Below are 13,275 nucleotides of genomic sequence, written 5' to 3' on the forward strand. Positions count from 1 at the left end.
CATACCCAAATTTAACTACCCTGACCAACACTTGAAAGTCTTTTTTTCAACCAGATTATCTGGATAAATCAGCCCTTTTTTCTCAAAATTAAAGAGGGTGCCTCAAAATTACTTTTGAGACACCCTCATCAGTATTTATTTTATACGGTGTACTCACCTACTTTGGTGCCATCGTCTTTCAGCATGGTTAATACCAGTTTTTGCTGATCTGCTTTTATTTTTATGAGAGTCCGGGCGCCGTCTTTCGGGCCACCACCAATGATAAGCGGGTATTCATGCTGTCCTTTTACGGGCGCATAAACGCCGTATTGGTGGGTATGACCGCATACCAGGATATCTATCTTGTGTTTGTTGAACAGGTCGCCAAACATTTCGCGGCAATGTTTTACGCCGTGCCATTCACCGGAGTGATAATGCGGAATATGCATCATGACAACTTTATGCTTCGCTTTTTTAAAGGCGGGGCTTTGCAGTTGTTGTTCCAGCCATAGTGCCTGTTGCTGCCGGTAAGCATCAAAGTCCACGATGCCCGCATATACGGGATGGGCATCTTCTTTATCTTCTCCCGTATCCAATACAATCGCGAAAACGGGTCCTATGTTAAAGGTAAAATAGTTATTATGCCCCGGGTTGTCGAAGTACTGGTGCCATTCGCGGGCGTATTTGCCCCTGGTTTCGTGGTTACCTCTTACATACATGAAAGGTGTTTGGGTAGAAAAGGTATCGCCGCAGGGGGTGAGCAAATGATCGATGATTTGTTGTTCATCGGCCTGGTAGTCGAACACATCGCCGTTGAAGAAAACGAAATCACAGGGATCTTGTCCGTTCAGTCCCATCAGGTGAGGAATAGAGGCCGGGCGGTCGTGTATATCATTAATGATCACCCAGGATACTTCCTTCGCCTGAGGATCGGGAGCGATGAAAGTGTAGGTGTCGCTGGTGATGGTATTGCCGTAGGTCATTTTATAAGGTTCAAACGACACGATGTCTTTAGAGCAAACCTTGTAGCTATATTTTTTCCCTGGTTGCAGGGGGCCCAGTTCAATACGGTGCAGGCGGTTGTTGGCGTCTACCAGGCCATGGTGGGTGCTGTGGGCTTTCTGGTTGAGCTGTCCGCCGGTACCGTACTCCACCCAGCTATAGGAAGGGCGGGAGGTGAGCCACATTACGGAAATGGTATGTGGGCCGGGGTATTGCAGATAAGGTTTGCACAGAAAGGTGATGTCCGGGTTATCGGCCGGGTGGATACTGGCTTTGGCTACGGCAGGTATGATACCGGTCATACCCAGCAGGCTGGCTTTGGAAATGTTGCCCAGGAAAGATCGCCTGGATTGTTCACTGTTTGATTTTTTCATATGTAGATATTATATATATCAGGATAGTTTTTAAAAATAGTAAGAGAATCAAGAAAAGGAAGCTATTTTTATATGAGTGGTGTAGCGGATACCGGTTATTTATAGATATAAATATTCTGTAATTTGATAGACTGCGCTTTAGATTGCCGGGAGATAAAAGTAAAATAACGGTGAGAACGGTGAAAAATGGGGCGGGAAAAGGTTTTTTTTCGTCAATAGCGTTTTGATATTCATCTATTAACTCTTACCTTTGCGGCAAATTTTGGAAACTGTTTGCACTGCAAGCGGTTTTTGAGGAAGTAACATTTTAGTATTTTATAAACCTCTTTAAAAATATGCCTAACACAGGTAAGATCAAACAAATTATCGGTCCCGTGGTGGACGTGCACTTTGATGACAAATTGCCCGAAATCTACAGCGCATTGGAAATTACCCGCGAAAATGGTCAGAAAGTAGTATTGGAAGTACAACAGCACCTGGGTGAGGACAGCGTTCGTACCGTGGCAATGGACTCCACAGACGGTATGGTTCGTGGAATGGCCGTAGTTGATAAAGGCGCTCCGATTAAAATGCCAATTGGCGACCAGGTTAAAGGACGTTTGTTCAATGTGGTAGGTGAAGCGATCGATGGTTTGGGTGATATCGATACTTCAAATGGTTATCCTATTCACCGTGAGCCGCCTAAGTTTGAGGATCTGGCTACTGAAACAGAAGTACTGTTCACCGGTATTAAAGTAATTGACCTGATTGAGCCATACGCCAAGGGTGGTAAAATTGGTTTGTTTGGTGGTGCTGGTGTGGGTAAAACCGTATTGATCCAGGAGCTGATCAACAACATCGCGAAAGGTTACGAAGGTTTGTCCGTATTTGCCGGTGTGGGAGAGCGTACCCGTGAAGGGAACGATCTGATGCGTGAAATGATCGAAGCCAACATCGTAAAATACGGTGATAAGTTTAAAGAATCCATGGAACACGGTGACTGGAACGTTGCCGCTGTAGATAAAGAATTACTGAAACAATCACAGGCAACGTTTGTGTTTGGTCAGATGAACGAACCACCAGGAGCCCGTGCCCGTGTGGCATTATCCGGTCTGACCCTGGCTGAGTATTTCCGTGATGGAGATGGTTCAGCAGGTGGCGGCCGCGATATCCTGTTCTTCGTAGATAACATCTTCCGTTTCACCCAGGCAGGTTCTGAAGTATCCGCACTGTTAGGCCGTATGCCTTCAGCGGTAGGTTACCAGCCAACACTGGCTACTGAAATGGGTCTGATGCAGGAACGTATTACCTCTACTAAAAATGGTTCCATCACTTCCGTACAGGCGGTTTACGTACCTGCGGATGACTTGACGGATCCGGCTCCTGCAACTACCTTCTCTCACCTGGATGCTACCACCGTATTGGATCGTAAGATTTCCGATCTTGGTATCTACCCTGCTGTGAGCCCGCTGGACTCAACTTCCCGTATCCTCACCCCAACTATCGTGGGTGAAGCACACTACAACTGTGCGCAGCGTGTGAAAATGATCCTGCAACGCTATAAAGAACTGCAAGATATCATCGCGATCCTCGGTCTGGATGAATTGAGCGACGAAGATAAACTGACGGTATCCCGTGCACGTCGTGTACAACGTTTCCTGTCTCAACCTTTCCACGTAGCAGAACAATTTACCGGTCTGAAAGGTGTACTCGTTCCAATCGAAGAAACTATCCGTGGTTTCAACATGATCATGGACGGTGAAGTGGATGAGTATCCGGAAGCAGCTTTCAACCTCGTAGGTAATATTGAAGCAGCTATCGAAAAAGGTAAGAAATTACTGGAAGCAGCGAATAACTAATTATAGTAATGATCCCGGTCTGGCCGGGATCATTATCCTTCACCATTTACGATCATAACATGCTATTAGAAGTATTAACACCAGAAAGAAAATTATATACCGGCGAAGTGTACGGAGTACAGCTGCCAGGTATTGACGGTTCTTTTGAAATACTGGATAAACATGCGCCATTAATTGCAGCTCTCGGAAATGGTAAAATGAAAGTGCTGAAAGACAAGGCGCACGCCGAATTCTTTACTATCAGCGGCGGATTTGTGGAAGTGTTGCGCAATAAGGCTACCGTACTCGTAGAAGGCGCTGTAGCAGTGGAGAAATAAGCATACCAGCAAGAAATTATAATAACCAGGCCGGGTAAGATTACCCGGCCTTCGTTTTTGTCCTAACTATTCCAATCTTAGATGACCCGGTAAGGAACAGGATTGCAACGCCGGGATTTCCTCTCTATTCATCTATGTGCAATACATTACCTGTACGGCTATACGAGATATCCGCAGTTCTATAATGCACAACAATAAACAGCCGTATCAAGGGCTGTATATATTACCTAATGAATATGCCTTTGACGATAAAGTGTTGATGATCAGGTAAAATTCTGGTATCGGTCTATAGAAGGGTCAAAATGTTTTCATAGGTTTGTTCCTTCATAGGTGTATTCTCATCGGTTATTACTTACCTGAACGGGCTACGTAATTGATATTATTTACGAATTACTTTAGCAAGATATTTAATTTGTTTTAAATAAACACGATTCCGGCTGTTCATTTTTCAACAAAACCAGCCAGCATGCTACATCTCCTTCTTTCTCAGATTATTAACTTTTAGTTTAGGGAGGGATCAATGGGATAATTTGCCATCATGGCAAAGGCGCTGCCAAGATTTTTAAGAGATTGCTGCCATATTTGCTGTTCCCGCGATTCAAATACCAGGGCTGCATCTGGCTGCGACAGGATCCAGGATTTCTCCTTTACTTCTTCTTCCAGCTGTCCCTCTGTCCACCCGCTATAGCCAATAAAGAATTTGATCTGCTTAGGCTCCAGCAGGCCTTTATTAAGGGCAGTCACCACCTCGTCGAACCTGCCTCCCCAGTAAATACCAGGCAGTATTTCCAGTCCCCCGGCAATCAAGTCAGGCTGCCGGTGAATAAAATGTATGGTATCCATTTGTACCGGGCCACCGTAGTATACCGGGATATTGTTGATCAACACCTCCGGTACCAGGTCATCCAGCGACTGGTTGAATAACTTATTGATAACGAACCCAAAACTGCCTTTTTCTTCGTGTTCACAGAGCAATACTACCGTGCGTGCAAAATTTGGGTCTTTTAAGAACGGATCAGCTATCAGCAAAATGCCGGGCGACAAACTTACCATAGACATACAATTTTATAGCTCTATCCAAATTTAATTAAATGATTGAATAGTAAAGGAAAAAAGTAGCTCGCAAAGAAACAGAGGAGCAAAGGCGCTAAGACATTCAGAATCATACTAAAAATGTAGAGATCCAAAAAAATAGCTAAGGAAATAGCTCCCAAAATGGAAAAAATGTGAATTTTCTTTGCTTCTTTGCTCTTCTGCGTCTTTGCGGGGGGAAAATAAGGGGAATAAAAAAAGGAGGCTAGAAAACCTCCTTACCATTTTATCAACCAAAATCTAAATCGCTTATGGAACGAATCCACATCGATGTATGTAGAAAGTTTAATTACTTTGTTATGATCTTGAACTAATCAAATTTAGTACCAAGATTCTGAAGCAAAGGTAAGGAAAGATGCAATAATAAAATCAGCAGTGGCCAGTTAAAATTACGTTAAAGTGATGTTGTATTGCTGTTAACAAACTGCAGGCTTGCATTCCATTCGGAATTTTGTATCATAGTTGCTATAGCAAACATCTTTTTTAACATATTTTAATATTTCCCTGCGCTTATCTTTGACGTAACTTAAAGTCAGACAAAACATTACATGATACCACTGAAGAAGATTTTTCCCGTTATTGTTGTACTGATCACGTTATCCCTGTTCGGCATCATCTATATCCAGGTGAGCTGGATCAAAAGTGCGATACTGATTAAAGAAGAGCAGCTGTTTCAACGCGCTGTTAACATGACCAATGATGTGTACAACGATCTGATGTACCGCCGCCAGAGCATGGCGATGTTTAAACTGGATAACCGGGCCCCGGCTATAAAAGGATTTAACCCCCTGGATGTTACCCGGATGCCCTATAATCCGCCGGGCATCAGCGAAATCTTCAAAGTAGAGGAAGTGAGGCGTATTATCCAGAACAATATGAGGAAAAACCGCCTCGATTCTACTCATTTTGAATTCGCCATTATCGGGGGGATCCCCGGGTCAGACCTGGGAGTACCTAAAATGTTGTCGGCCGGCTTTGAGCAAATGTTCCAGCGAAATGATGCCGATAGCATCGGTGACAAAAAAAAATACCGGGTACAGGTAATTCCCCTGGCAGAACCAAATGACTTTAATCCCCGTGTGGAGAAGCTATATATTATCATGGCCAACGATGACTCTATTACCCGGCAGTTGGGCATGATGATCGCCGGTGGGGTGCTTTTTACCATAATTATTATCACCGCCTTTGCCCTTACCATCCGCACGATGCTGAACCAGAAAAAGCTGTCGGAGATAAAATCGGACTTTATCAACAACATGACCCATGAACTGAAAACACCGCTGGCCACCATCTCCCTGGCCATTGATGCCATCAGGAATGAGAAAGTGATGTCAAAACCGGAAAAAATCCAGTATTTCTCGGGTATTATCAAGGAAGAAAATAAACGCATGAATAAACAGGTGGAAAGTATCCTGCAATCGGCCCTCCTCGAAAAGGATGAAATAGGGCTGAAACTACAGGCCACCGATGTACATGCAGTGATCCAGAATACCACCGATAACCTGCAGCTGCAGCTGGCCGGTAAAAATGGGGAGGTAGATCTGCAACTGGATGCTATTAACCCGGTGATTATGGCGGATGATGTGCATTTTTCCAACCTCATCTTCAACCTGATGGACAATGCCATCAAGTATTCCAATGATCAGCTTAAGATCGTTATCCAGACTTATAATACGCGCAAAAGCCTGTTCATTGTGATTATCGACAATGGTATCGGGATGAGCCGCGACACTATTTCCCGTATCTTTGAAAAGTTCTACCGCGCCCATACCGGTAATGTGCATAACGTAAAAGGTTTCGGGCTGGGGCTCACCTACGTGAAAGCCATTGTAGACGCACACAAAGGAAAAATTAAAGTGGAAAGTATCGTGGGGAAAGGCAGTAAGTTTACCCTGGAATTTCCGCAGGAACTAGATAAAGGATAAAGCGTATGATACTTAGTGAAAAAGAAATACAGCATTTTAAAAACCCCATTGCCGTACCGGGTATGGGTATCAGCATGCAGGAAAAACTGAAGGAAGCCCGGGTATTGGTAGTAGGCGCCGGCGGCCTGGGAAGCCCGGTAATACAATACCTCAGCGCAAGTGGTGTAGGGGTATTAGGAATCGCGGATTACGGTGTGATCAACGATGAAGATATGCACCGGCAGCCAGTATACCAGATGCAGGATATCCGCAAGCATAAAGCAAAAATGGCGGCCAGCAGGCTGTGGGCCGTAAATCCATATACCAAACATTACCCGATACTGATGCAGGTAAAACCCGAAACCATTGGTATGATGCTGGTGGGTTTTGACCTGGTGATCGACTGCTCGCAACATCTGCCCACCCATCTGGTGATTAATGATGCCTGCCTGGTTCATGATAAACCTTTTATCATCGGGGAGGTGCATAACTGGATGGCCTGGTTTGGCGGCTTTAATATGCCCCTGGCAGATGGCACGCGCTCAGCTACTTACCGCTGCGCCCTGCCCATTACAGAGGAATACCGCAATTTCGATGCAGGCGCTATGGGCGCTACGCATGGCGCGCTCGGCATGCAAATCGTATGCGAGGTGATCAAATATCTCATGGGCGTTACCATAGGTGTGGCGGGGAAACTCTATGGCATAGACTATCTCCATAATCAAACCCAGGTATATGACCTGCAACTGGATACTGTACAGATAGAAAGTACCCGTGCAGCTGGCATCCTCACAGCGGATGATTACGGGTTGGAAATAGTACCGGATGTGGAAGATTAATGATTGTAGATCACTATATAAAAAGAAATGCCGGAATCAGTTCCGGCATTTCTTTTTATGCTTTAAACATGCTTTAAATACGCTTGAGGCATGCTGTTGTCATATTGTTTATAGTTGTTCCGTCAGAACGGTTTTGGCGCCGATCTTAAGTTCATGCTTTACACCCAGCTTCAGGGAATAGTTTTCGGCGCTATGCCCGGATGGGAAGCCAAAACAAACCGGGTAGTCATATTCCTTTACCAGGTTGCTGATAATCTCGTATTCGGACTGTCCAAATGGGGTATCTGTTTCCTTGCCGTCTATAAAAGAGCCTACTACCAGTCCGGCCAGTTTATCCAGCCAGCCGGCGCGTTTCAGGTTGTACATCATCCGGTCGATGTTGTACCGGTATTCGCCTATATCTTCCAGTAGCAGGATTTTACCTTTTGTATTTACCTGGGAGGGGGTACCGGAAAGATTGGCCAGTATAGACAGGTTACCGCCTACCAGTATACCGGAAGTTTTTCCTTCCCGGTTGAGCGGGTGAGCGGTGGTAGTATAGCGGTAAGGCTTTCCTTTCAGTGCGGTAGCCAGGCTGCGTACATACTCATTATCCAGCGTATCGGGGGTAATGCCACTACACATCATGGAATGGAGCGTGGCAATACCAAATTTTCGTTGTATATGGGAGTGCAGTGTAGTAATATCGCTGTAGCCGCAGAGCCATTTTGGCGCCTTACGGAATTTGGTAAAGTCGAGTTTATCGAGGATACAAACCATGCCGTAGCCACCACGTCCGAAGACAATCGCTTTTATTTCCGGGTCATCCAGCATATCCTGCAGTTCTTCCAACCGGAGTTCGTCGGGGGCAGAAAAATTATGAAAGCTGGTGCCTACTGTAATACCGAGGTGTACGCGATAACCCCAGGAGCTGAGCACGCCCCGTGCATATTCAGCTGCCTGCAGGTCCATTTTGCTGCTGGAACAGGTAATTCCGATCAGATCACCTTTTTTCAAATATGGTGGAATTTTTACCATTGTACCTTTTGTTTACCTTTGCAGATTAGTTAGCGTAAATTCATACTTTATTTGCGGACTAAGGTGATAAATTGTAATGGTGATTCCAAAACAATCGCCCGATTTAAAATTTATTTAAGCATTCTTTAAGAGAATATGGGAAAATTTAATAGATATTTAATAACTGCGGCATTGCCCTATGCCAATGGCCCGGTACACATTGGTCACCTGGCCGGCTGCTACCTGCCTGCAGATATTTATGTGCGTTACCTGCGCGCTAAAAAGGCAGATGTAAAATTCGTTTGCGGAACAGATGAACATGGTGTACCTATCACCATCAAAGCGATGAAGGAAAATGTGAGCCCGCAGGACGTAGTGGATAAATACCATAAAATCATTGGCGATAGTTTTGCCGCTATGGGTATTTCTTTCGACATCTTCTCCCGTACCAGCAACCAGCTGCATCATCAAACCTCACAGGATTTCTTCCTGAAAATGTACCAGGACGGCCTGTTTGAGGAAAGAGAAAGTGAACAGTTTTTTGACCCGGAAAAAGAAATGTTCCTGGCCGATCGCTATATCATTGGTACCTGTCCTAACTGCGGCAACGACAAAGCCTATGGCGACCAGTGTGAGCGCTGCGGAAGGACCCTCAGCCCCGATGAACTGATCAACCCCCATTCAGCCCTCAGTAATGCACCATTGGTGAAAAAGAAAACCAAGCACTGGTACATGCCCCTGCAGAACTACGAACCATGGCTGAAAGAATATATCATCGACGGTCATAAAGAGTGGAAAAACAACGTATATGGCCAATGTAAAAGCTGGCTGGATAGCGGCTTGCAAAGCCGCGCCATGACACGCGACAGCAACTGGGGCATCAAAGTACCTTTACCAGATGCGGAAGGGAAAGTGTTGTACGTATGGTTCGATGCACCTATCGGCTATATTTCCGCTACCAAAGAATTGACGGATGATTGGGCCAGCTACTGGTGTGAAGAGGATACCAAATTGGTACACTTCATCGGTAAGGATAATATCGTTTTCCACTGTATCATCTTCCCCGCGATGCTGAAGGCACACGGCGGATTTGTGGTACCGGATAATGTTCCTGCCAATGAATTCCTGAATATAGAAGGAGAGAAAGTATCTACCTCCCGTAACTGGGCGGTATGGGTAAACGATTATATCCAGGACTTCCCGGATCAACAGGACGTGTTGCGCTATGTGCTTTGCGCTACTGCACCGGAAACCAAAGACAACGACTTTACCTGGAAAGATTTCCAGGACAGGAATAACAATGAGCTGGTTGCTGTTTTTGGCAACTTTATCAACCGTGCGTTGGTGCTGATGCACAAGCTTTGCGGTGGAAAAGTACCGCCGTTGCATGAAAAATACATGGAAGAGGCAGATCGTGAAATGTTGAATGAATTTGCGGTTGCCAAAGAAAAAATTGAAACCAGCCTGGAAAACTACCGCTTCCGTGAGGCGTTGTCTGAAGTGATGGAATTTGCCCGTAAAGGGAATCAGTATCTCCAGAAGTGCGAACCATGGATACTGGCCAGTGTGCTTGAAAAGTTGAAGGCAGGAGAACCTAATACCAAGCATCCTCAGTATGAAGGTAAGAGCGAGGAATACTTGCAGGCGCGTATAGATATCTGTCTGCATATCTGCCTGCAAATGTCTGCTAACCTGGCTGTCTTCTCTGAGCCATTCCTGCCCTTTACCGCCAAGAGAATCTGTCACCTGTTGAAAGTGGTAGACCGTATGCTGGAATGGGATAACGCCGGCAGCACTAAGTTGCTGAGTGTTGGTTACACCCTGCGTGCGCCGGAGCTGTTGTTCAAGAAAATTGAAGACGAACAGGTAAAAGCACAGGTAGAAAAACTGCATGCTGGCTTAAAGCAAGCCATGGATGCCGCTGCCGCCGCAGCGCCTGCACCAGCGGCCGTTGAAGCGCCTGTTACGCCGGCAAAGCCTGAAATTCAATACGATGATTTCGCTAAGCTGGATCTGCGGGTAGGCACTATCCTGGAAGCAGAAAAAGTACCAAAAGCGGATAAATTGCTGAAATTACTGGTAGATATCGGTACCGAAAAACGTACCGTCGTTTCCGGTATAGCCATGCACTTTGCGCCGGAAGACATTGTGGGTAAACAGGTAACGCTGGTAGCCAACCTGGCTCCCCGCAAAATGCGCGGTATCGAAAGCCAGGGCATGATCCTCATGGCCGAAGATAACGGCAAGCTGATTTTTGTAAACCCATCTGAAGCTGTAAAAGCAGGTAGCGGCGTAAGCTGATACTAATTATCCGAACAAGATATACAAGTGGCTGTACCGGTCGGTGCAGCCACTTTTTTTTGTTTACCCAAAAAACTATCATAGAAATCATCTTTCCGCTGATGATGGAAGTACAAAAAATGCTAAATTCAGGGATCAGTAAACTTACCAATGCTGTAAGATCCGTTAAAGACTAACAGCTAAATGCTAAAAGCTATGATGAGACATATCAACAAGGTAGCCGTTCTTGGCTCGGGAGTAATGGGATCAAGGATCGCCTGTCATTTTGCAGGCATTGGCGTACAGGTTTTGCTGCTGGACATAGCGCCAAAGGAATTGAACGAAGCAGAAACAAAAAAGAAACTGACACTGGAACATCCTGCTGTAAGAAACCGTATCGTAAATGATGCACTGCAGGCAGCGATAAAATCCAATCCATCGCCGGTGTTTACGAAAGATGTGGTAAAACGCATTAAAACCGGCAACTTCACCGATGATATGAAACGTATCAGTGAGGTAGACTGGATCATCGAAGTGGTAGTAGAAAACCTGGATGTGAAGAAAATAGTGTTTGAACAGGTGGAAAAATTCCGGAAACCAGGTACCCTGATCACATCCAATACTTCCGGTATCCCGATTCACCTGATGACGGAAGGTCGCAGTGAAGATTTTCAAAAGCATTTCTGTGGTACACACTTCTTTAACCCACCCCGCTATCTCCGTTTACTCGAAATAATTCCAACACCTCATACCGACGCCGCCATAATCGATTTCCTGATGCACTACGGCGATCTGTATCTCGGTAAAACTACCGTACTCTGTAAGGATACGCCGGCGTTTATCGCCAACAGGGTAGGCGTATTTTCTATCATGGCCATCTTCCATATTATGCAGGAAATGGGCCTCGGCATCGATGAAATAGATGCACTGACAGGACCGGTGATTGGTCGCCCTAAATCAGCTACCTTCCGTACCGCCGATGTAGTAGGGATAGACACCCTCGTAAAAGTAGCCAAAGGCGTGATGGACAATTGTCCGCAGGATGAAGCCATCGGCATTTTTAAAATACCCGGTTTCCTTCAGAAAGTAGTGGAAAATAACTGGCTGGGAGATAAGACCGGGCAAGGCTTCTACAAGAAAACGAAAGGGGAGGGCGGCAGCAAGGAAATCCTTACGCTGAACCTTCAAACGATGGAGTACGGACCTAAACAAAAACCTAAATTTGGCAGCATCGATGCCGCCAAACCTATAGAGGACCTGAAACAGCGCCTCAAAATGCTGGCTACCGCTTCCGACAAAGCCGGCGAGTTCTATAAACAGTTCCATGCGTATCTTTTTTCTTACGTATCACATCGCATTCCTGAAATAGCCGATGATCTGTATAAAGTAGATGATGCTATGAAAGCCGGATTTGGCTGGGAAATAGGCCCCTTCGAATCCTGGGATCTGCTGGGTGTAGAAGCCTCTGTAAAGCTGGTGGAAGAAAAAGGACTGACGGTGGCCCAATGGGTGAAAGATATGCTGGCAAAGGGTATCAACACTTTCTATAAAACAGATAACGGTAAGAAATCTTATTATGATGTGGCCTCACAGGCTTATAAACCATTGCCTGGCGAAGGACAGTTCATTATCCTGGAAAATTTCTCCAATAATATTATCTGGAAAAACAGCGCCTGCAGTCTTATTGATATAGGCGATGGCGTGGTATGTTTTGACTGGAAAACAAAAATGAATACTATTGGAGGCGAAGTACTGGAAGGATTGAATAAGGCGGTAGACCGTGCTGAGAAAGACTTCCGTGGCCTTGTAGTAGGAAACGATGGCACCAATTTTTCTGCTGGCGCCAATGTAGGCATGATCTTCATGCTGGCGGCAGAACAGGAGTTTGACGAGCTGGACATGGCGGTACGCCTGTTTCAACGCAGCACCATGCGTTTACGTTATTCTTCCATCCCTGTGGTGGTAGCGCCTCATGCGCTTACTTTGGGTGGTGGTTGTGAAATGTGTTTGCACGCCGACAAAGTACAGGCGGCTGCTGAAACTTACATAGGCCTGGTAGAACTGGGCGTAGGACTGATTCCTGGCGGAGGTGGCACCAAAGAAATGGCGTTGCGGGCCAGCCTGGAATTTAAAGAAGGCCGGATTGAAGAAGAACCACTGAAAGATTACTTCATGACCGTAGCTACCGCTAAGGTGGCCACATCCGGTTTTGAAGGTTTTGATATGGGCGTGTTGCGGAAAGGACATGACGAAATTACCATGAATCCGGGCCGGCTCATTGCCGACGCCAAGCGCAGTGTGATTGCCCTGGCAGATGAAGGATATACCCGTCCGGTGGAAAGAACCGATATAAAAGTGATGGGCCGCGGTGCGCTGGGAGCCATGCTGGCCGGCGTATACGCGATGAAGTTTGGTAACTACATTTCAGAACACGACCAGAAAGTAGCTAATAAACTGGCATACGTGATGTGTGGTGGCGATCTTACAGAAGCATCCTTTGTGAGCGAACAATACCTGCTGGACCTGGAACGCGAAGCATTCCTGAGCTTGTGTGGCGAACGCAAAACACTGGAGCGGCTGCAAAGTGTGATTAAAACAGGCAAACCTGTACGGAATTAAAAACTGTTATTTTCTACGGGAAATGTAGTGAAGAT

Annotated in this window: 9 protein-coding genes; 6 read left to right on the forward strand and 3 right to left on the reverse strand. The window is 45.8% G+C overall.

The genetic code is table 11. The annotated features are described in order from the left end of the window. Positions 1–140: 140 nt before the first annotated feature. Entirely contained in the window at positions 141–1,355 is a 1,215-nt protein-coding gene (locus HGH91_RS29560) for a metallophosphoesterase (RefSeq protein ID WP_168742853.1), read from the reverse strand. 335 nt (positions 1,356–1,690) lie between these two features. On the opposite strand from HGH91_RS29560, the gene atpD reads away from it, so the two are divergent. Together atpD and atpC are read left to right on the forward strand one after the other, a co-directional pair. Next, positions 1,691–3,193, forward strand: a complete 1,503-nt coding sequence (gene atpD, locus HGH91_RS29565; protein WP_168742854.1) for a F0F1 ATP synthase subunit beta — start codon at positions 1,691–1,693, stop codon at positions 3,191–3,193. 59 nt (positions 3,194–3,252) lie between these two features. Then, the gene (gene atpC, locus HGH91_RS29570) at positions 3,253–3,510 is read left to right on the forward strand and encodes an ATP synthase F1 subunit epsilon (protein ID WP_168742855.1); all 258 of its coding nucleotides are present in this window, start codon (positions 3,253–3,255) and stop codon (positions 3,508–3,510) included. Between the two features lie 501 nt (positions 3,511–4,011). Here atpC and HGH91_RS29575 read toward each other — a convergent pair. Continuing rightward, a complete protein-coding gene (locus HGH91_RS29575) occupies positions 4,012–4,569 on the reverse strand; it encodes a YqgE/AlgH family protein (RefSeq protein ID WP_247651880.1) in 558 nt (185 codons plus the stop codon). Positions 4,570–5,150: 581 nt separating this feature from the next. Between HGH91_RS29575 and HGH91_RS29580 the strand changes: the two genes are divergently transcribed. Beyond that, on the forward strand, positions 5,151–6,527 hold the full coding sequence (locus tag HGH91_RS29580; protein WP_168742856.1) for a sensor histidine kinase: 1,377 nt from the start codon (positions 5,151–5,153) through the stop codon (positions 6,525–6,527). A 5-nt stretch (positions 6,528–6,532) separates the two neighbouring features. Further along, complete coding sequence (locus HGH91_RS29585; RefSeq protein WP_168742857.1) at positions 6,533–7,345, forward strand: HesA/MoeB/ThiF family protein; 813 nt, start codon at positions 6,533–6,535, stop codon at positions 7,343–7,345. Positions 7,346–7,453: 108 nt separating this feature from the next. Here the strand turns inward: HGH91_RS29585 and HGH91_RS29590 are convergent, their stop codons facing one another. Beyond that, the gene (locus HGH91_RS29590) at positions 7,454–8,341 is read right to left on the reverse strand and encodes an LD-carboxypeptidase (RefSeq protein WP_247651881.1); all 888 of its coding nucleotides are present in this window, start codon (positions 8,339–8,341) and stop codon (positions 7,454–7,456) included. Positions 8,342–8,497: 156 nt separating this feature from the next. Here HGH91_RS29590 and metG point away from each other — a divergent pair, with 156 nt between their 5' ends. Both metG and HGH91_RS29600 read left to right on the forward strand, forming a co-directional pair. Continuing rightward, a complete protein-coding gene (metG, locus tag HGH91_RS29595) occupies positions 8,498–10,642 on the forward strand; it encodes a methionine--tRNA ligase (RefSeq protein ID WP_168742859.1) in 2,145 nt (714 codons plus the stop codon). A 195-nt stretch (positions 10,643–10,837) separates the two neighbouring features. Beyond that, positions 10,838–13,240 (forward strand): 3-hydroxyacyl-CoA dehydrogenase/enoyl-CoA hydratase family protein, encoded by a 2,403-nt coding sequence (locus tag HGH91_RS29600; RefSeq protein ID WP_168742860.1) that lies wholly within the window; start codon positions 10,838–10,840, stop codon positions 13,238–13,240. Positions 13,241–13,275 lie beyond the last annotated feature (35 nt).

The sequence above is a fragment of the Chitinophaga eiseniae genome (assembly GCF_012641265.1).
GTDB classification, from domain to species: domain Bacteria; phylum Bacteroidota; class Bacteroidia; order Chitinophagales; family Chitinophagaceae; genus Chitinophaga; species Chitinophaga eiseniae_A.